This window comes from Paenibacillus sp. 32352, from assembly GCF_002042965.1.
Classification (GTDB): Bacteria; Bacillota; Bacilli; order Paenibacillales; family NBRC-103111; genus Paenibacillus_S; species Paenibacillus_S vulneris.
Map to the genome: position 1 here is coordinate 955,929 of NZ_MZNT01000001.1, position 21,708 is coordinate 977,636.

Below are 21,708 nucleotides of genomic sequence, written 5' to 3' on the forward strand. Positions count from 1 at the left end.
TGCGAGAATCGGGGAGCAGTCGTTTTGTTTTATTGGTGCGAAAAAAGAACCTTCAACCGCCATGTTCGGCGAAAGAAGGTTCTTAGCTTATAACCAGCCCGTTTATAATGCAGCCTTCACAGAGGCTGCTTGTCCGGCAAAAACCTCGCTCATTTCATCGGCAGGCAGCGGCTTTTGAAAATAATAGCCTTGAATCCAGTCACAGCCATGCTGTTTGAGGAATAGGAACTGCTCCTCCGTTTCTACCCCCTCGGCAATGACCGTCAGCTTCAAGCTGCTTGCCATCGCCAGGATGGCCTTGACTATCGAAGCTTTGCCGGAATCGCCGGAAACCTCGGAAATGAATGTCTGAGCCATTTTTAGCACGTCAACCTGCAGCAGCTCTAAATAGCCTAGAGATGAATACCCGGTCCCGAAGTCGTCCATCGCGATTTGCACACCGAGCCGTTTGAGTCTATGCAGCTTCTCGACGGTTTCTCTTTCTTCCTGAATCGCGATTCCCTCGGTTATTTCAAGCACGAGCAGCTCGGGCGGAAGTCCTGAGGTTTCCAGTACGGAGATCACCATATTCACAAAATTGGCTTCGTTGAACTGCCGGGGCGAGACATTGACGGATAAATGAAAGGCTGGAGCCCCCTCATTCATCCAAAGCTTCGCCTGATTACAAGCCGTGCGGATGACCCATTCGCCGATGGGGACGATCAAGCCGGTCTCCTCTGCGAGCGGAATAAATTCAGCGGGGGACACCATGATTCCGGGCGGCTTCTGCCAGCGAATCAGGGCCTCAATACCAACGAGCTTCTGACTGTCAGTATCGATTTGTGGCTGATAGTAAAGAATAAAATCCCCTTGCTCCAATGCCTTTCGAAGGTCGGTCACCATCGCCATCTTAAGAGACAGGGCCTGATTAAACTCCTCGTCATAGAAGACCGCGCGATTTTTACCAAGTGATTTCGCTTTATACAAAGCGATATCCGCATTCCTGAGCAGCGCAGATACGGTAGTTCCATCTTTCGGGTATACGGAAATCCCGATGCTTGCCGACGTACATACTTCCCCTTGCTCGAGCTGAAACGGACGGCTGATTTCCTCGATAATGTGCTGGGAAAACTCCAGCAATTCTTCCTCGGAGCAGGTTTTGCACAGCATTGTAAATTCGTCGCCGCCCATGCGGGCTACAAAATGCCGTTTATCCGCAAGTGTAGTCAATCGGGCGGCGACCGCTTTAATGAGGGCATCCCCGGTGCTGTGGCCATAGCTGTCGTTAACATATTTAAAGCGATCGAGATCGAAAAACAGAACAGCCAAGCTATGCTGCCCGCCTTCGTCTGCAGCTGCCATGTCAATGTCTTGTGCTGCCTGAATTTCAAACATACGCCGGTTGGGGAGAAGCGACAGCTGGTCGTAGGAAGCCAAAAATTCAGCTTGGCCAAGCATCAGCTGCCATTTGTGCATCAGCTTATCGTTCTCCAGTAATACGGTGATTTGCCGAATAACGATAAGCGCTACCGTAGCCGTGCTTGCAATAAAAATGGCATCCATCATTTGCGAATCGATCCGACATACCGAAAAGGCGAGAAAAACGATCGCACTGCTATAGGGCAGGAGATATCGCAGCTTCGAGCCGGCCTCCTGAGGAACTGCAATACGAGCAGTGTCGGGCTTTAGCCTAGTGGAACTCAATCCGGCGATAGCAACCAGCATAGCCGACGCGCTGTACAGAGGGTCAATCCATCCGCCGATCATGTATGTATTGGTTGTGAGCTGGGTCAAGTATAATGTATCTGTAATAACGAACACGACGAATCCCGAGGCAAAAGGGAAAAATACCTTTTTCGGATAAGGAAAGCGGCGGGTATAAAAAAGCATGAATAAGCTGATAAAGATGACCAGGTCTGTTACCGGATAGGAGGAGGTCGCCACGGCCCCCCACACGGTTGTCCTTTTAAGAAGCTGTGCAAGCTGCGGGTGAATGACGTATTCCCAGCTCATTATGCTAACAATAATAAAGACAATCAGGGTATCAAACAAAAAACGAACGCCTTGATAAATGCTCCTTTCTTTTACCAACAAATACACGAGGGCGCTAACATAGGTCATGTTTTGCAGGTTCCAGAAAACATCTCCGATGCTGGGAACCGGAGCCTCGATGCCGAGAACCCAATCGTATACAATCCACGAGAGCAGGGCAAGGATGTAAAGGATGTCCGCCCACGATAATAGACTCCAAAACCGGCGGTAATGCCCATGCTGCTTACGGGCCGCGTACCGCAGTGTGAAAAAAGATAATAAGTAAGGAATAGTCTCTATGGCAAGGATCAAGCTGGGACAGTCTCGTAAATAAGGAAACAAAAGATATTGCATAATAATAAACCCTGTAATTATGTATAAAAGCCTGTTGGGGCTGAACATATCGGTTCCCTCCTAGCTCATGCAGGTGGCTTGGTTCGTAACGGAGCGAGACTATCAGGCTCAGTAACGATAAGGCAGCACTCCTGTTGTACATTTTCTTTAAATCGGCAATCTTTTCATAGGATGCCAATTCAAGCGCTTGCAATTTGACTAAGCTTAAAGACCTAGATTTGTTTGGGTCTTGTTGCCTAATTATAATGCTGCCTCAATCCACCTGTAAATAGGAAGGATAGCAGGTCTTTTGGCGTGCAGGCTGCCAAATGTTCGAGTCAAGGGTGCACACCTGTCATACATATTGTGTAAATTCTTTACTTTGTGCTAGAATATTAACTTATTAAAGATGTTTAATAAGTAGGGGTGGTGATTATAATAAAGCAGCCTTTTATTAATCCCAAAATGATGGGCGAAAGGATTCGCCAGCTTATTCGTGCCGAGCTCTATCAAGATGCCGAATCGACCAAGGCTGAGCTTGCGCAGAACACGGGCATCAGCTTTCCTACCATCAGCAAAGTACTTGATGAAATGAATGATTCCGCAGAGGTGCTGCTAACCGGGATAGGCTTATCCAGCGGTGGCAGACGTCCAAGAACTTATAAGCTGAATCCCGACTATATGACGGGGCTAGCCGTCTATCTGGAGAAGGATTTCACCTCTTACTCGCTGCTTAATTACGTGGGGGACGTCCTCGTCCGGGAGGAATTTCCCGCTGCTCTGCAAGCTGGTCCCGAGCTCCTGACCGAGCAAATCAATACGTTCCTGACGCGATATCCATCCATGCGGGTGCTGACGCTGGGTATCCCCGGTGCGGTGGATAACGGCCGAGCGTTCCACATTCCAGGCTACGAACGGTTTAGGGATTTCAGCTTCAAAGCTTTCTATGAGGAGCGGTTTCCTCTTCGGGTCCAAGTCGAGAATGACATGAATACCACGGTTTTCGGTTATTACGACCGCACGGGCAGCGATGATTCACTCTCTCTTGTATACCTTTACTTGGGCAAGAACGGACCGGGAGCCGGGATTATGGTAAATGGACACATTGTAAGGGGAAAATCCTTTTTTTCAGGCGAGGTTTCCTATGTTCCGGTGTCCGATTCACAGAATTTCGGTCAGATGCTGGATGCGGCTAGCGAAACATATGGCAGCAATGAGAGCCGGTCGATACTTATTGAGGCGATAAGTCGCCTCATCGTCTCCTTCGCGGCCACCCTGAATCCGCATGCTGTCATCTTCAGCAGCTCGGAGCTAACGGCTACGGATCTTGTACAGATCCGACAACGAAGCGCCCTGATGATTCCGGAGGAAAATTTGCCTGATCTCGTGAGCAGCGATTGGGAACAGGATTATGTTCACGGACTTCATAGGTTGACTGTACAGAGTATGATGGCAGCGGATTGAAGAATAATCAGCTCCAGGGGGAAAAGCATGAACCATCATTCATTAAACACTCGACAAATTCATTTATGGCGTCTTGCGATTTATTTCATCTTTGCGATTCCCGGGTTCTCCATAGCATCATGGGTATCGCGTACGCCAACAATTCGTGATGCTTTGGGTGCTTCAACGGCACAAATGGGCTGGATTATATTCGGATTGGCCGTAGGCTCCATTGTGGGTCTATTGTCTGCCAGCCATCTTATAGCACATAAGGGCGGTCGCTTTGTCATGGTAGCCGGCTTGGTGGTCAGCTCGATCGGTATCGTAGTTGTCGGTATGGGCGGCTCGTGGCTGGCTAGCAGCATTACGGTCTTTTTGGGATTAGCTGTTTTCGGTTTCGGGAACGGAATATGCGATGTTGCGATGAACGTAGAAGGAACGGCAGTTGAGAAAGCGGTTCAAAAGTCGCTCCTAACCGGCTTTCATGCCGCATTCAGCGTGGGTACACTGCTAGGAGCACTGGCTGGATCGGCTTTCCTTAAGCTCGGTGTCTCAGTTCCTGTCCACATGGCGGTTGCAGGGGTTGTTATCTTGCTATCTATCGCATATTTATACAGGTTCGTACCCGCAGGTACCGGGAAGGAAACTGGCACCAACTCGATGGAGCCGCCAATGAGCGCCAGGGAACGCATGGCTGTATGGAAAGAGCGGCGTACGGTTCTGATCGGTATCATTGTACTAGGGATGGCATTTGCCGCAGCAGTCGGGATTGTGTTTTGGGGACTTGGTGCGGCGTTCGGTTTTCCGGTGGGTTTATCCGCTGCGGGAGACGATCCGCGTGGAGTGGCGGCCAGGGTAGGCGCCGTATCGACGGCCGGATACCTCGCATTTCTTGTCGGTCCGCCCTTCCTGGGACTTCTTGGCGAATCGGTTGGCCTGCTTCGTGCCCTCATTATCGTGCTTATCGCTGTAAGTGTCGCAGGCTTGCTGTCTCAAGCGGCGAAGCCTATTGGAAAGCAAACAACCAATTCCAGGGATCGTCAGGAAAAGAAATTCGAATCATTTTGAAGGCACAAGTTTGCTAGCCTAGCGTTTTATCTACTCATTTCAGAATAGTAATCCCCGTTTGATAAAGGCATTGATCCTCAAATGCCTTATCGAACGGGGATTTTTTTCATACGCAACTAATGACAACGAGTGCAATTAATGACTGTTTGCCATCATCATCATTCTATGAGTGGTAAGCCACGGCCGATCCAAGCCGATCTGAACAAGTAGGGACTATCGACGGAAATCTCCATCCCGCCGTATGATGAATCTGCAATTTCACAAGATGTCATGGAGAATCGAAAGGAAGGAAGTCACATGCAAACCAATATGAATGCGCGGGTCTCTTCACCTCCGGCAGCGAGGTCATCGACGTTGATGGGGAGGCTGGTGCGGAACCGCTGGCTCTATTTTATGGTCGTCCCAGGTCTTTTGTACTTTCTCATATTTAAGTACTGGCCCATGTATGGAATTTTTATTGCATTTAAAGACTATCAACCGTTTCTTGGCTTTTGGGACAGTCCGTTTGTCGGGCTTAAGCACTTCGAGCGCTTTTTTAGCGACTCCAATTTTCTCGTCCTGTTTCGCAACACGCTAATTCTTGCTACTTACAATATCCTGTTTTTCTTTCCGCTGCCGATCGTGATTGCGCTCATGCTAAACGAGCTGAGGCTTGAATTCGTTAAGCGGACCGTTCAAACGCTAGTTTATATTCCTCACTTTATGTCCTGGGTCGTCGTGGTTGGGATCGCCTACATCTTTTTGACGACGGAAGGCGGCATTGTGAACGATTTGCTGGCCCGTTACGGGGGAGACAAGATCAATTTTCTTGTAAGCAACGAGTGGTTCCGGACCATTATTACTGCAGAGGTGATATGGAAGGAAACCGGATGGGGGACTATCATTTTCCTGGCGGCCTTGGCAGGTGTCGATCCCCAGCTGTATGAAGCCGCACGCATGGATGGGGCAAACCGTCTCCGCCAGCTGTGGCATATTACCTTGCCGGCTATTCGCAGCACTATTGTCATTCTGCTGATCCTCCGGCTGGGAAGCTTTCTTGATACAGGCTTCGAGCAAATTTTCCTGATGCTTAATGCGATGAACCGCGAGGTAGGGGAAGTCTTCGATACTTATGTCTACTCCGTCGGCATTAGTCAAGGACAGTACAGCTTCAGTACCGCGGTCGGCTTGTTCAAGTCGTTGATCGGCTTCATTCTTGTTGTCGTGTCCAATTATTTGGCCAAAAAATTCGGAGAAGAAGGTATTTACTAGATAGGAGGGCTGAAACGTTATGCGGATCAAAACAAGCTGGGGTAGCCGGGTATTTGACAGCTTTAATATGACGCTGTTGATTCTATTCGCTTTACTTACGGTAATTCCATTCATTTATGTTATCGCCGGATCATTTGCTACACAGAAGGAATTGCTGCAGCGTGGCTTCATCTTATTCCCGACGGAATTTACGCTGGATGCATACAAGTATATTTTTTCCACGCAGACACTGGTTAGAAGCTTGCTGGTTACCGTTTATATTACGGTCGCAGGTACGCTGATCAACATTTTCCTTACATGCTTAATGGCGTATCCGTTAGCCCGCAAAGATATGGATTTCCGCAGGCCAATCCTGATGCTTGTCGTATTCACGATGCTGTTCAGCGGTGGAATGATACCTACATTTCTGGTTGTCAAGCAATTGGGAATGATCAATACGTACTGGTCCTTGCTGATCCCGGGCGCTATCAGTGCATTCAACTTAATTATTATACGGAACTTTTTTCAACAGCTGCCGGATGGACTTGAGGAATCCGCCAAAATGGACGGATGTAATGATCTGGGCATCTTTTTCCGGATCGTCCTTCCGCTATCTATGCCTGCGATCGCAACATTCTCGCTCTTCTACGCCGTAGGTCATTGGAATACGTTCTTCAGCGCTGTGCTGTATATCAACGATAGCGCCAAATGGCCGATACAAGTGCTTCTAAGACAAATTGTTATCCTGGCCTCCGGCGGAATTGGAGACTCCGCCAGTATGGGAGCAGAATATGTTACTCCTCCGGAGCAATCGGTGAAGATGGCAGTCATTGTGGTATCTACTCTTCCGATCCTGCTGGTATACCCTTTCTTACAGAAACATTTTGCCAAAGGGGTACTGCTAGGCTCGGTTAAGGGATGAAGATATAATAGGAACATGGAAAAGGGAGGATTCACAAAATGAACAGAAGACATCAGAAGACACTTGTCAAAACAGGAGCTTTGCTCGCATCCGTGACTCTGGCTCTGACCGCCTGCGGCGGGAATAATCAAGGAGCTTCTCAAGGCGGCGAAGCAGGGGGCAATCAAGGTCCGTACCAACTGACGATGATGCTGCCGAGCTACAATCCGGAGACTATGCCTGCGGACAGCTCGGTTTTAAAGCTGCTTGAGGAGAAGACGAATACGAAGCTTACGGTATCCTGGGTGCCTTCCTCGTCCTACACTGATAAATTAAGCGCCACCGTGGCTTCCGGCGAATTGCCGAAGACCTTTGTAGCGCTGGAGCCGAAGGCTTCCTTCATCGTGAATGCCGCCCGTACCGGTATGTTCTGGGAGGTCGGACCTTACTTGAAAAGCTATCCGAATCTGAGTAAGATGTCGGATATCGTTCTGAAGAACGTATCGATTGACGGCAAAATTTACGGCGTGTATCGTGAACGGGATCTGGCCCGCTTCGGTTTGATGATCCGCCAGGATTGGTTAAATAACTTGGGCTTGCAGCAGCCGAAAAATATGGATGAGCTGTATACGGTTCTGAAAGCCTTTACGACAGGGGATCCGGATAAGAACGGAAAACAGGATACCATCGGGCTTGCCGTAGGGATGCAAGGGGGAGTTATCGCCGGTTTTAAAGACATCCTGACCTATATGGGCGGCCCGAACGAATGGGAACTGAAGGACGGCAAGCTCATTCCGGCTCATATGACGGATGCCTATATGGACACCATGAAGTTCTACAAAAAATTGTATGACGAAAAGATCATCAATCAGGATTTTGCGCTCATCCCGGACGGCAGGGCCGTTATGAATAAAGGTCAGGCCGGGCTATGGATCGATAATATGCTGGACGGCCAAAATATCGAAAATAACATCAAGAAGGTTGATCCTAATGCCAAAATCAATCTAATCAACCGCATCTCCGGTCCGAAAGGCGAGAGAACCCGTGCCGGTGCCGGATACCTGGGCATGTATATGATTCCTAAGACGAGCGTGAAGACGGAAGCTGAGCTTAAGCAAATTTTGGCTTATTTTGATAAGGTTTCCGAAAAGGATATTCAGAACCTGATGAAGTATGGTATCGAAGGAAAGCAATACACGGTCGAGAACGGCCAATACAAGCAAAATACCGATGCGAAAATAAAGGCCGAAATCACAGACGGCAATCAGTTTATGATCCTGCAAAACGAAGTTATCAACTATGGAAACGAGTTGGAGAAGCTCAGTACCAAGCTGTTCCAGGATAACGCTACCTTCGCTCTGGCCAACCCTGCAGCGCCGTTTATCTCCAACACCGAGGTCGAAAAGGGCAAGGAGCTCTCCAAAATCATTCAGGATGCCACGGTAAAATTCATCATGGGTGCATTGACGGAAGCGGATTGGAAACAGGCGGTTGATAAATGGCTGCAAAGTGGCGGAAGCAAGGTCATTGAGGAAATCAATGCTGAATACGCCAAGGTTGCGAAGCCATAAGGCTTGATAATAAATAGACAGGCAGAAGAGGGTTCCGTTCTCGCGGTCCTTCTTTTCTGCCTGTCTAACTTAAATGAGGATCCCTGAAAGGGACTCGCCCCCCCATAAAGTGGACAGCATGGTCTGTTGACTAAATGGGGGCTTTTTTTTCCTCTTCCCGGTACTGTCCCGGTGTCATACCTACGATTTTTCGAAAGGAGCGGATAAAGTTTGCTGAGTTGTTGTACTGTAACCGCTCTGCGATCTCAACAATCTTCAAATCGGACTCCTTCAGCCATTTCTTGGCCATATCAATCCGATACTGCGCTAAATATTCTCCAAAATTAACCCCTGCCTCCTGACGGAAAACACGGCTCACGTAATGGGGATGGTAGTTAATGCGGGAAGCGCATTTTTCCAGCGTCAGTTCCGAATCAAATTCCCGCTGAATCATATCGATGACGGCTTCCGATATATGCTTGAACTGGGACTCCCGGCGGTTGCCGAGCTCTTGGATGTAAGGAAGGACGAACCTCGTCCAGAACCAGTCCTCCATCTCCTTGACATTTCGAAGCTTAAATAGAGCTGGGAACAAGGAGGCTTCATCCTCTGCAACCCGGTCCATGGGAATGGAAAGCTCCTGACCGAATTTGAGCAGGTCGACAAGAAATCGCAGCAGTGACAGCTGATAGCTCTGATGCTGCGTATGAGGCCGGAACAGCTCTCCGATAAAATGCTTCAAGGCTAGCTCCGACTGCTGCGGATCCCCCGCCCGAATCGCATCGAATAAGGCCTGCTCCCCTTCGTGAGGAAACCAGTACAGATTGCTCTTCTGCGGCTGTACATCTTCAATAAACAGAATCGATTCTTGCCCCAGTCCTGCCCTATATTTCAAAGAGGTCATAGCTTCATGCAGTGCCTGCTGGGTTTCTGAGAACGAATGGAAGGTACGGCTGATTCCTATGCTTATTTTGATCCCCAAATATTGAACAACCGCTTTCTGGATCTCATCGGACAGAGCGAAAATCTGTTCTTTAAAGTCCTGCCCTTCCTCGGAGGAACCGATCAGGGTCACTTGAAAGTCCGAGGTGACAACCGGCACCAGTCTTTGCTCTGCGAGTACAAGCTCACCGACGATATTATTGATGGCAAACATGAGTAAATCCCGGTTCGTCTCTTCATACCTCGTATCCTTCAGCGTGTCGATTTGGATGGCGAGTATGCACATGGAGGACCATGGCTCGTCCAAACCGTACAAGCCTAATTTTTCTTCAAATTCGGCCGGACGAATGGTCCCGTTAAACAATTTCTGCACGAAAAATTCCTTCAGCTGAACCTGCTGTCCTTTGAGTTCATTCATGATCAAGGACTGATTTCTGATCAAATAGTCGACCCGTTCTCCGATAACATGAAGCTCGCCGTTTGAATGTGCTGCATCCTTCCCTCCGTCGGCTGCGGAAGGAATGCCGACAAGAGTGGTATAAATGGATTGAATGGGGCTGTACATCCTCTTGGAACCTATCCATGCGAGAATCAGCGTAACGACAAGTATGGCCATACATACGAGCAATGTCATCCAACCAATCACTTTATTTTGTCCGTTTACTTGCTCGTTCGAGGCTAAGGAGACATAGCTCCAGCCGTTGTATGAGGATTTCCGGTAGGTTACCGTCACTGCCTCGCCATCTATCTCATCCGTATATTGGCCAAGGGCATTGTTCGCTTCGAAAAGAGGCTTCAGATAAGGCTGGTTCGACATATTGCTTCGCAGCTTCGAACGGTCTTGATGATCTATGATCCGGAACTTTTGATCCAGAATAAACGAGCTGCCGAATTTGTCATTCTGATCCGGCGCAAATTCCTTCATCACATCGGAGGAAAGCACGACGCAAATGATCCCTTTCGGATTGACGGAGTTGAAGGGATATTTCTTGACAAAGTAGATCCTTTGGGAGGAGGATGCTGAGTCATCCGTTCCGCTTGCCCAGAAAGACCCGGCCGCTTCTTGGGAGAATGCCAGAAGCTGAGGCTTAAAGTCCGGTGAGCTGTATTCGTTAACCCCGGTGCTTGAGACCATCCAGTCCTTGCTCAGACTGAGCAGAAATACATCCTTGATGCCAAGCTCATAGGTTTGAATTTGGGAAATGCCTTTAAACAGCTCGTGTACCATTTCGAAATCATGGTTGGATATATCTTTATCGAAGGCGTTGGTAACGGTAGGGGACTGCAGCAGCTGCGTCGCTGAGTTATCAATTGTCCTAAGCGTTTGCTCGACACGCATCTGCATTTGCTGCAAAAGCTGTTTATTTCCCTCGTTTACCTTCTCCTGTACAGTTCGGGATGAATTGTAATACGCAAAGGTGCCCAGCACAATGACGGGCAGGGTGCCGATCAAGATGGAAAATAACATCAGCTTCAATAAATAGGAAGGGGATCGGAATTTCATTAGGGCCTCCAGGTGGTCGTTCATACATAACATATTAATTTTACATGAAGACCCTGTATTTAGCCATACATTCGAAAGAGATGGGGCCGTTCTATGGAAAAAGGATTCCCGGCCGCTTCCCGGTTTCCTTCCTAATTTTATCCCAAGCATCTCCCGGGCCGTGTCTCATGAAATAGGAGCGCTCGCGTTGTATGCTGGATTCAGGAAGCAAATTCCACAGTATCGGGATTTATAACCTGTTTATGAAAAGGAGAACGAAAGAGAATGATTAGAAGAAAACAAGTATCGGTAATTTCACTTTTACTGGCAGGCTGCTTGGCGTTCGGCGGCACAGCCGGCGCTTTTGGCGAGACACCGCCTGCAGGTGTGCAGATTAAGGAATTCAGCTTGCTCGATACAGCGTCGGATGTTGTCGGTTCGGCAGATTTTACACCGGAGGGCAAGAAGGACGGACACTTCAAGCTGCAGCTGAAGCTTGCTCAGAAGACCGTTATTCGTTCCGTCGTATTGCGTTCAACGGATGCTTACGGGAAGGACAATGATCAAGGGGTATGGCGAACCAACCGTGTAACTACCGGATGGCTGCTCGGTATCGTGCAGGACACAACAGTTACAACGGCAAGCGGTACAACCCATGAAAGCATCGTCGTCAACCCGGGTTTTCGCAAGGATGTGAAAGAGCCTGTCGGAGAATTTGAGGGGGATCTTACCTTCGATTTATATGCGAGCGATAACGGAACAATCAAGGAGACACAGTACTACGTGCTAGAGATAGAAACACCGCAGGGCACAGTTGTCTCCAAGCCGATCCGTTTTAAAAAGCCTATGGTTTCGGAGGGGACACCGGCGACTGTGCCAAGCCCGTCACCTTCAACTGGCCCGAATCCGACACCTGGCCCAACACCGGCTCCGTTACCGAATCCAGTGCCGACAACTGACCCAACGCCTGCTCCGGCCCCCGTTCCTGCAGATGGATCGAAGGATATTGCCATCCAAGTGTTTTTCAAAGGAACCGAGCTTCATTTTGACGATGCGCAGCCGATAGTGAAAGATGGGCGAACACTCGTTCCATTCCGGCTGTTGTTTGAAACATTAGGCTTTACGGTGAAATGGGTGGAAGAAGGAGCTGCCCGGAAAGCGATCGGAACCAAAGACGGACTCTCCATTGAATTGACGATTCATAGTACGAATGCGATCGTAAATGGAAAAGCGGTCACTCTAGACGTACCTGCACAAATCATTGACGGTCGCACCATGGTGCCTTTACGCTTCGTTTCGGAGAGCAGCGGCTACCGGGTCGCTTTCTCCAGCAGCGCCAATGTGTGGACGGTTCGGATTGAGGAAGCCAGCCCGGGCACGGATTCGGCACCAACACCAACACCAACACCAGCACCGGAGCCTGAGCCGACTCCAGCACCAGTCCCAACCCCGGTAACGGAACCTGCACCGCCCCCGACTCCTGTACCCTCTGCAGGGGAAGTTGAGCCCTATGTTGTGAAAGGCTACCTGCTTAACAAGCAGGGGAATCCAATCGCAGGAGCTGAGATCAATGCAGATAACCAATTGTTCTACGACAGCAGCTTGGGAGCGGTGACCGATGAGAACGGATATTATCGGATTGAAATGCCCCAACTTCCTACGACCTGGATTATGTCCGCAAAATTTTCCCGTGAATATAACGGCAAGGAGCAGAAGTTTTATTTAAGGTCTGACGTCGATCAACCATTCGCCGGAAGTACAGGTGCGGTTCGCAATTTTACCTTGAAGGATGTTGTGGGACATATTGAAATCCATCCCGATTTTTGGTCGTTTGACGATAGCTTGCCGCAATTCCAAATGAACGACTTGGAGGTTACCCTTACGCCGGTAGGACCATTATTTGACGGAAGTGCCGGCAAAACGATTACGACACGTGCCGATGTACTGCCGACAGGCGGCCACGGAGTGGATAAAATACCGCTCGGCCGGTACAAAATTTCCGCCACATGGAAGCCGGAGGGCCATGCTCCAATGCCCATGCTGCTGCGAGTTACAGGGACTAGTAAATATATCCAGTCTCCCGAGTTCGATTTCCATAATCCGTTGGGGACACTATCCATCTTCCTAAACCAGTTGGATGTGAAGCTCGACAACCAAAACGGAAAATAACATCAAGGTATGCACAGCCTCTCTGACAAGGGAGGCTTAAGCTGCTTTTTGAATACAGCACTATGAGTATTTAATAATGAGACAGGCTCGTGTCATTGCTAGCACGGGCTTTTTGACATGCGCTTCGAAACCGAGACTCCGCTCTGTGGAGTTATCTCGCCTTATTCAACAGAACAATCCAGAACAAGAAATCACAATTGAAGACATAGGAGGGACAGCTTTTACAAGGTATGATCAAGGTAACCGCTTACAGGATGGAATGGCTTTTTCAACGGTGAAGAAATATCTCCCATTATTACCGATGAATGGAGTTTCTGCCTAGAAATTTTGAAATAGAGCTCCTTGTGTTGAAGTATGATACTATATCCGTGAGACTCGCAAACAATCTATAAGAATGAGGAAGCAATCATGCGCAAATGGGCAAGCCCGGTATCAAGACGCAAACATATTCTGACCTTGGCTAGTCTCCGAATGGAAAGCAAGCTGATCTTGATTTTTATTGTGCTCATTATGATTCCAATAGCCTTGCTGCAATACGTGACCAATAGAAATTTTAACCAATCGCTCCAGGATAACACCCAAGCATATGTCATGGAGGTGTCCACGGAGATGATGCATCGGCTCGACGAGTACATTAAGGATATAGAGCAGTTGTCGACGATCCCCGCCTACGTGACAGAAATTAAGGAGAATTTGGAGCTGTCCAATCAATATTACGAAACCGAGCGTCTGCGCAGCCAAACGGGACTCAAGCAGCCGCTGCCTTTGAACCCCATTACGCCGACTTCAGTTGAAATCAGGCAGAAAGTGGAATCGAGCATCAATTTTCTGAACAATATAAAGGAAGAAACGACATCCGTATATCTTTTCGATAAATATGGAAATGCCTACTATCGTTATAAGAATGGCTATCGGACGGACATCAATACCCGGTATCCGGATTGGAAAAGAGCCGTCGAACAGCAAAAAGGAATTCCTGCATTAATAGGAACGGAAGAAATTATTAGCAACACCAAAGGGCGAAGCTATGTTTTTTCGGTGGTTCGGGAAGTGTTCAATGACGCCTATCAGTCGATCGGATTAATAGTCGTGGATGCAAACATGAGTACCATTGAGCGGTTCGTAAGCAGCCTGGACAAGGTCACAAGAGGCAAAACCTATATCATGGACCCCAATAATCTGGTTATTTATGATAGCGATCGTGCTTACATCACCCGCCAAATTCCGGATTCCCAATGGCTGCAAAAGGCTAGCGGTCAGCAAGGAAGCTTCGTGGATGACGTTAACGGGGTGCAGTCGCTCGTGGTGTATGTCGCCTCGGAGCGGACACAATGGAAAATGGTCATCACCGTGCCCTTGAAGGAATTAACGAAGGATGTACAGCGAAATCAAAAGCTGGCCTTTTATCCTACGATTGTTACCGTTGGCTTAGCATTAACCGCTTCCATTTTCTTATCATTCGCCGTGACGCGTTCGCTGCGTAAGCTGATTAATTTAATGAAAGTGGTCCAGCAAGGGAAATTGGAGGTCAGATACCCGATCACGGTTGACGATGAGATTGGACGGCTTGGCCATCAATTTAACCGGATGCTGGAGCGGATTCAGGATTTAATCCATGAAAATCAGGTGATCGGAGAGCGGAAAAGAGAAGCGGAGCTGGATGCGCTTCAATCCCAGATCAATCCGCATTTTATCTATAATACGCTGGAATCGATTCGAATGACGGCCGAGATCAACGACGATGAGGAAGTTGCCGATATGACGGAAATACTCGGCAAGCTGCTTCGCTACAGCATCTCCATGGGCAAAGAATTTGTAACCCTGGAGGAGGAGCTGGATCACTTAAGAAATTATATGAAGCTGCAGGAGTACCGGTATCCGGATCAATTCCGGCTCCACATTGATCCTTATGAGGATTACAGCAGCCTTCCGATGCTGAAATTGGTGCTACAGCCCATCGTAGAGAATGCCGTATTCCATGGAAAGGACGCTTCGAAGCCGATTATGATGCTTCGGGTATCCTTTCAAGTTACCGGCTCCGATATAGTCATCCTGATCAGGGATAACGGGTTGGGAATGGAGCCGGAGGTGTTGCATAACCTGCGGGTTTCACTGATGAATCCCGCGGCAGCAGGTCGAGACAAGAATAAGCGCAGTATCGGCCTTCGCAACGTGAATGAACGGCTGAAGCTGTATTATGGAGAGCATTACGGGCTAGAAGTCGATAGTATGCCCGGTATAGGTACGGAAGTGCGCCTAAGGGTTCGAAGCTTGGAAGGAAAGGAACGTTAGTATGCTCAAAATAGCGATAGTAGATGATGAAGAACGTATTCGTTTGGGATTAAGCAAAATCATTAGGAAAGCCAGCGCCCAGTATGAAGTCGTCGGCTCATACACGAATGGCATGGAGGCGCTGCAGGCTTTGACGGATCTGGAGGTCCATGTCGTGATCACGGATATCCAGATGCCCGCACTGAACGGACTGGAGCTCATTGAGCAGCTCAAAAAAATAAAACCATCGCTTGCTTTCATCGTTTTAAGCGGCTATAGCGAATTCGAATATGCGCGGCAAGCCTTAAGATTTGGTGTCAGCGAGTATTTGCTTAAGCCGGTGAATAAGCAGGAACTGTACGGCGCCTTGGAGCGGCTGCACGAAGCGATTCGAACGGAGCAATTACGCCAACAGAACGAGCAGGCGGAATCCTTGAAGAAGCTGTTAGACATACAAGGCTCCGCTGAGGAGGCGGAGAAAGCCATTCGCCATTTACCTCAGGATTTATTGGCTAAACCTGTCACCGTACTCTGCGTAAAATCCGATCTGCCTATGGCAAGAAAGGCTGTAGAGACATGGGAGAAGGAACAGTGTGCTTCTTCGTTCTTCAAGGTTCTGATGTTTTCCGAATGGGAGGCCTGCGTTGTCTGCACCCATGAGCCTATGACCGAGCAGGAACGGTATGAAAAGTCTGCAGGGCTTGCGGAATCGTTAATGAGTCGGCTTAGCGGTATTTTATCCGCGGGAATCGGACCTGCCGTTTCGGATTGCTTTAAGCTTGGCGATGCCTATCAGGAAGCAATTCGCGCGTGTGATTATGCCATCTATTCTCCATATCGAACACAGACCGTAGGCTCCAAGGATCTTCCCGCGGCTCCGGCTTCCATAGCCATAGGCAAGCTTGAGAAGAGAATGAAGTCGTCCCTGGACCTGCTGGATATTCATAAAATCCGTGAGGAGCTGCAAGCTGCCTTTGTGGAGATGGCCCAAATGAAGGCTGAGAAGAAGCGAGTTATCGAAGCCTGCTCGAAATGGATCTACTTCATTCAGCATGAAGTGCCGGAATTCCATGAGGCTGCTGCGCTGCACTTCGGCCAGGACCTCGCTGTCGAGACGCTGTTGTTCCGTCATCTTCGCTTTCATGACATTCAGAATCAAATGGTCCGTCTGGTTACGGAGACACTAACTCTGGTCAAGGATACGCGGGACGGAAGCAAGAGCCGTGTTATCGACAAAATCAAAAGAATCATTGCCGAGCAGTACCGGAACGATATTGAGCTGCCCCGGCTTGCAGACCAGGTGTACTTGACGCCAAGCTATTTGAGCAAATATTTCAAGTCGGAAACAGGCCAGACGTTAACCGAGTATTTGATCAGCATTCGTATCGAAAAGGCCAAGGAGCTGTTAAAGCATCATGCCGAAATGAAGTCCTACGAGGTGGGGGACCTGGTGGGCTATCCGGATCCCGCCTATTTCAACAAGCTGTTTAAACGCATCGTAGGTCTAACGCCAAAAGAATATAAGGATAAGGTTAGATTGCCCTAGCGATAGGGCTATTTGCTTGTCCATTTGATCGTTTTTGTGTAAAAGAAGACAAGAAATACGAATTGAGTACATTTAACAAGCATCCGCGGCTCATTATAATGAATCCATGAAAACGATATCAAACAGCCTGCCGGGGTATGCTATGTAAAAAGAGACTAGGAGATTCCTGCTAAAAGATGAAAAAGACACTATTCCTGCTTTTCTCTGTATCGCTGCTGCTAGCATCCTGCGAAGCCGATGAGATCCATCGTCCCCCGGCTGTACCGGATTCGGTGCAGGGCGCGAAGCATCCGTCCCCGGAACCGAAAGTAAAAGGGACCATCACCGTTACAACCAACCGTGTGGATTTGGTGAATGACGGCACGTTCCAGCAATATGCCAATGCGTTCAAGGCCAAGTATCCCGATGTTGAAAGCGTTGTATTCGAGCCCATCTCCAATTACGAAAGTGATATCCGAATTCGTCTTACGACGGGCTCCGCCGGCGATGTGCTGCTGATCCCGGGCAATATTGCCCAAGATCAGCTGGGAGATTTTTTTGAGCCGATTGGAGATGTGGCCGACAGCCTGGGGAAGCTGCATTTCAAAGATTTTAAAGCTTACAACCAGGACATTTACGGCATAGTTTCCGGCGTTTCCGTCGAGGGGATCATCTATAACAAAAAAGCGTTTGCCGATGCCCAGATCACGCGGCCTCCGACGACGCTGGATGAATTTTATGAAGCCTGCAGCATGCTGAAGCGTGCCGGCAAGATCCCCCTCTATGTGAATTATGGCGACCAGTGGCCCTTGAAGCAATGGAGCGAGATCTTGGCGACGATGATGAGCGGTAAAGGCAGCTTTCTGGATGAAATGACCGGTCAAGACGCCCCTTTTCAAATCGGTAACGAATTCGGAAAGTCATTGACCATTCTTCGCACCCTGATCCAAAACCGCTATGTTGAACCGGATCTAAGGAATAGCAGCTGGGAAGCTTCCAAGATGGATCTATCCACCGGCAAAGCGGGGATGTATTTCCTGGGCAATTGGGCTATCAATCAGTTAATCGGAGCGGGGGCGAAATCGGAGGACATCGGCTTTTTCCCGTTTCCTTACGATAATAGCGGGACATACCATGCTTTGATGAATAACGATTGGTTTTATGCCGTAAGCAAGGTCAGCAAGAATAAAGAGACCGCGAAAGCATGGATCCGCTTTATGGTGGAGGAATCGGGATACAATATCCGATCCGGCTTTATCCCTCCTCAGATTGAGAGAGAGTGGACGCTTCCCCAGCTGGATGAATTTTTCTCATACGGTCCGGAGCTATTTGAGAATGCGCCTGCCTCACCCTTGTGGTATGCCATAGCGAATGCATCCAAAATTGATTTCTTTGAAGGAGAGTATTTGCAAAGAGCGGCCATTGCGGATGACTTAAGCAGCAGCTTTGAGGAGCTGAACAAGAAATGGAAAGAGGGCAAATTCCGTGCCCAATACGGTCAAATGGGTGGACCGGCAAAGTAACGACATCAGATCGAGAGGAAAGGGATGAACCAAGGTGAATTTAAGCTACAAAACGCAAAGGACAGTCATATTGGTTTCCTTTTTGACTATCCCCTTATTGCTCTTAGCCATGTTCTCATATTATCCGGCAATCAACCTGATTTATTACAGCTTTCTGAAGTGGGATGGATTGACCGATAAAACGTTCGTAGGGCTGCAAAACTACAAGGAAATATTGACGAATATCGAGTATTTCGGGGTGCTTAAGAATAACCTGTACTACTTTGCAGGCGGTCTCCTGCAGACGATGTTTGCCTTGTATTTTGCCGTGGTGCTCAACTCGAAGCTAAGAGGCCGCAATGTGTTCCGGGTTATTTTGTTTCTGCCTTATATCATGCACAGTGTGGCCATCGTGTTTATGTTTCAAGCGCTTTACAATAATCAGTACGGCACCTTAAACGCGCTGCTCGACGCGGTCGGACTGGGCAGTCTGCAGCAGGATTGGCTCGGCAACAAAAAGCTGGTGAATTACGCTTTAGCCTTCGTATCGATGTGGAAATATATGGGACTCAGCATGGTCATCTTCCTGGGCTCCCTTCAATCGATCCCCCACGACTTATACGAAGCCGCAAGAATCGACGGAGCATCGACTTTTCAGCAGTTTTGGAGAATTACGCTGCCGAGCATTCGCAGGGTGATGGAGCTCTTGCTGCTGCTTACACTGACCGGTGCTTTGGAAGCGTTTGAAATTCCTTATATTATGATGCTCGGCGCCAATGGCACGGACACGTTCATAATAAAGACCGTCGAAGTCGCTTTCCAGTTCAAGGAAGTGGGCTTGGGATCAGCTATGGCTGTCATCATGCTAATCATCGTATTGCTATTTGTAGGACTTCAGCGCCTATTGTTTAAGGGAGGGGAGAACGTATGAGGGGAGAGGAATCCAAATCTATTAAATCCTTTTACTACCTGACATTGCTTATCGGAGCCTTCGTCGTATTGTTTCCTCCGTATACGATCTTTATCACATCGTTAAAGACGAAGCAGGAGTTTTTGCAAAGCCGGTTTGCGCTTCCGGAGCATTGGCTCAACCTGGATAACTATATCTATATTTTTCAGAAAACCAAAATCATCTCCACAGCGCTGCCAAATACGTTGTATATTATCTTGCTTTCCGTTGGCGGTAACATCATTCTTGGGACAATGGTTGCTTATGCGCTCGGGAGATTCGAATTCCGGCTTAAAAAATTCATCATCGGCGCTTACCTGCTGGCCTCTGTGATTCCTCTTGTGACCACACAGGTAGCCACTTACAAGCTGATGAACACGCTCGGATTAATCAATAACATTCATGCACCTATTTTATTGAATCTAGGGGCCGACGTCATTTCAATCATTATATATTTGCAGTTTAGCCGAAACATTTCTTATACATTGGACGAAAGCGCAATGATCGAAGGGGCTTCTTTGTTCCGAATTTATTGGAATCTATTTTTCCCGCTGCTGCTTCCAGCCACAGTAACCGTTGTTATTTTGCGGACGATTTACATTTATAATGATTTTTATATCCCGTTTCTGTATATGACCAAGTCGTCCTTGCAGGTGGTTTCGACCTCGATATTCCAGTTCGTCGGCCCTAACGCGGCAAGCTGGAACTATATCTCGGCTATGATTATCGTTATTTTTATTCCGGCCATTATTTTGTTCTTGTTTCTTCAAAAATTCATTTATGCAGGTGTCACGAGCGGATCTGTTAAAGAATAATCAACCTGCTAATAACAAGCTTTCTGCCACTGCCGGTATGGAAGCTTGTTTTTTGTTGTGTTCTAAGCCTGACCCAAGGCCGCAAGAGGATAATTGAAGACAAGAATTATTAACCTAAACCAATGTAATCGTTCTCTTTTCCCTATACAATCTCCTTGTAAGCGATATCAACTTGTAGAAGGGGAGTATGTATCAAATGAAGAAAGTAGTAGGAACCATGCTCGCGGTAGCTCTTTCCGCAACGGCTCTTGCAGGATGCTCGACGGATAGCACAAACGGGACCGCACCGGGGGGAGATCAGCAAGCAACCGCAACGGCAGGCGGCAACGCCAATGTCAAAGGGAAAATTACGGTGGTAACGAACCGTACGGATCTTATTAACGACGGTACGTTCGATAAATACAAGCAGGCCTTCAAGAAAAAATACCCTGGTGTGCAGGATGTGGAGTTCGAGGGGATCACGAACTATGAGAGCGATATCCGTGTCCGCTTATCAGCGAATAACGTCGGAGACGTGCTCATGCTTCCTTCGAACATCTCCACGCAGGATCTCGGTAAGTTCTTCGCTCCGGTCAATGATGCGGCGGATGCTCTCGGGAGCCTGTACTTCAATGATATCAAAGCGTATGAGGGAAAAATATACGGCATCGTATCCGGTGTCAGCACAGAGGGGATCGTGTACAACAAAAAAGCCTTCGAGAAAGCCGGCATCACTTCGATTCCAAAAACCTTGGATGAATTTTACGCAGCCTGCGAGAAGCTGAAAGCGGCAGGTATCGTCCCGATCTACATCAACAATGGCGCCCAATGGCCGATGAAGCAGTGGGGTGAGGTTCTGGCTCCGTTCATGAGCGGCAAGGCTGATTATTTGAACACGATGGTTAACACGGATGAGCCGTTTAAAGTGGATAATGAATTCGGCAAAGCCTTTACGATTGTGCGAACGTTGAAAGAGAGGGGCTATGTGGAGAAGGATCTGCATTCCAACGTCTGGGAAGCATCCAAAGGAGAGCTCGCCTCAGGCAAAGCGGGCATGTACTTCCTAGGCAATTGGGTTATCAATCAGGTTATCGGAGCTGGAGCCAAATCCGAGGATATCGGCTTCTTCCCGCTCCCTTACGACAACAGCGGCAAGCTTAATGCTCCGCTCAACTATGATTACTTCTATGGCGTCAGCGTTGCGAGCAAAAATCAAGAGACGGCCAAAGCCTGGATCAAGTTCATGGTGGAAGAAGCGGGCTATGTAGAAGCTTCCGGCTATATTCCGCCGCAAAAATCCAAGGAGCCCGGTCTGGCTCAGCTAAAAGAATTCAAATCTTATAACCCTAATTTCATTGAAAATGTAGCGACCTCCTCCAAATGGAACGATATCGGCAACACCGCAAAAATTGATTTCTTCGGCGGCAAGTACATTCAAAAGGTGCTGGAAGCCAATGACCTAAAGACGGAGCTGGACGCGTTGAACAAAAGCTGGAAGGAAGCGAGAGCTTCCGTCAAATAATCCCGCAAACAAACAT

The 21,708-nt window shown here is 48.4% G+C and carries 14 protein-coding genes; 12 read left to right on the forward strand and 2 right to left on the reverse strand.

Annotation, left to right across the window (positions count from 1 at the left end; genetic code table 11):
• Positions 1 to 102: 102 nt before the first annotated feature.
• A complete protein-coding gene (locus tag B1728_RS04150; protein ID WP_079908880.1) occupies positions 103 to 2,412 on the reverse strand; it encodes a putative bifunctional diguanylate cyclase/phosphodiesterase in 2,310 nt (769 codons plus the stop codon).
• A gap of 360 nt (positions 2,413 to 2,772) precedes the next feature.
• Between B1728_RS04150 and B1728_RS04155 the strand changes: the two genes are divergently transcribed.
• The 5 genes from B1728_RS04155 (at position 2,773) to B1728_RS04175 (ending at position 8,556) form a co-directional block, all read left to right on the forward strand.
• Positions 2,773 to 3,807: an ROK family protein gene (locus tag B1728_RS04155; RefSeq protein WP_079908881.1), complete on the forward strand. Its 1,035-nt coding sequence runs from the start codon at positions 2,773 to 2,775 to the stop codon at positions 3,805 to 3,807.
• 27 nt (positions 3,808 to 3,834) lie between these two features.
• Positions 3,835 to 4,854, forward strand: a complete 1,020-nt coding sequence (locus B1728_RS04160) for an MFS transporter (RefSeq protein ID WP_079908882.1) — start codon at positions 3,835 to 3,837, stop codon at positions 4,852 to 4,854.
• Between the two features lie 297 nt (positions 4,855 to 5,151).
• On the forward strand, positions 5,152 to 6,105 hold the full coding sequence (locus tag B1728_RS04165; protein WP_079908883.1) for an ABC transporter permease: 954 nt from the start codon (positions 5,152 to 5,154) through the stop codon (positions 6,103 to 6,105).
• A 19-nt stretch (positions 6,106 to 6,124) separates the two neighbouring features.
• Positions 6,125 to 7,006 (forward strand): carbohydrate ABC transporter permease, encoded by an 882-nt coding sequence (locus B1728_RS04170; RefSeq protein WP_079908884.1) that lies wholly within the window; start codon positions 6,125 to 6,127, stop codon positions 7,004 to 7,006.
• Positions 7,007 to 7,044: 38 nt separating this feature from the next.
• Positions 7,045 to 8,556 (forward strand): extracellular solute-binding protein, encoded by a 1,512-nt coding sequence (locus B1728_RS04175; RefSeq protein WP_079908885.1) that lies wholly within the window; start codon positions 7,045 to 7,047, stop codon positions 8,554 to 8,556.
• Positions 8,557 to 8,686: 130 nt separating this feature from the next.
• Here the strand turns inward: B1728_RS04175 and B1728_RS04180 are convergent, their stop codons facing one another.
• Positions 8,687 to 10,981 carry a helix-turn-helix domain-containing protein gene (locus tag B1728_RS04180; RefSeq protein WP_079908886.1) on the reverse strand — a complete coding sequence of 765 codons (2,295 nt, stop codon included), beginning with the start codon at positions 10,979 to 10,981 and terminating at the stop codon, positions 8,687 to 8,689.
• A gap of 264 nt (positions 10,982 to 11,245) precedes the next feature.
• Here B1728_RS04180 and B1728_RS37175 point away from each other — a divergent pair, with 264 nt between their 5' ends.
• The 7 genes from B1728_RS37175 (at position 11,246) to B1728_RS04215 (ending at position 21,692) form a co-directional block, all read left to right on the forward strand.
• Entirely contained in the window at positions 11,246 to 13,129 is a 1,884-nt protein-coding gene (locus B1728_RS37175) for a stalk domain-containing protein (protein WP_079908887.1), read from the forward strand.
• 408 nt (positions 13,130 to 13,537) lie between these two features.
• Entirely contained in the window at positions 13,538 to 15,421 is a 1,884-nt protein-coding gene (locus tag B1728_RS04190) for a sensor histidine kinase (protein ID WP_079908888.1), read from the forward strand.
• Between the two features lies 1 nt (position 15,422).
• Positions 15,423 to 16,946 (forward strand): response regulator, encoded by a 1,524-nt coding sequence (locus B1728_RS04195; protein ID WP_079908889.1) that lies wholly within the window; start codon positions 15,423 to 15,425, stop codon positions 16,944 to 16,946.
• A 176-nt stretch (positions 16,947 to 17,122) separates the two neighbouring features.
• On the forward strand, positions 17,123 to 18,448 hold the full coding sequence (locus tag B1728_RS04200; RefSeq protein WP_079908890.1) for an ABC transporter substrate-binding protein: 1,326 nt from the start codon (positions 17,123 to 17,125) through the stop codon (positions 18,446 to 18,448).
• A 34-nt stretch (positions 18,449 to 18,482) separates the two neighbouring features.
• Positions 18,483 to 19,358, forward strand: coding sequence for a carbohydrate ABC transporter permease (locus B1728_RS04205; protein WP_079908891.1), 876 nt, complete (start codon positions 18,483 to 18,485; stop codon positions 19,356 to 19,358).
• Positions 19,355 to 20,191, forward strand: a complete 837-nt coding sequence (locus B1728_RS04210; RefSeq protein WP_079908892.1) for a carbohydrate ABC transporter permease — start codon at positions 19,355 to 19,357, stop codon at positions 20,189 to 20,191. The genes B1728_RS04205 and B1728_RS04210 overlap by 4 nt, the downstream gene beginning before the upstream one ends.
• Positions 20,192 to 20,387: 196 nt before the next feature.
• Positions 20,388 to 21,692, forward strand: coding sequence for an ABC transporter substrate-binding protein (locus B1728_RS04215; RefSeq protein WP_079908987.1), 1,305 nt, complete (start codon positions 20,388 to 20,390; stop codon positions 21,690 to 21,692).
• Positions 21,693 to 21,708: the final 16 nt, after the last annotated feature.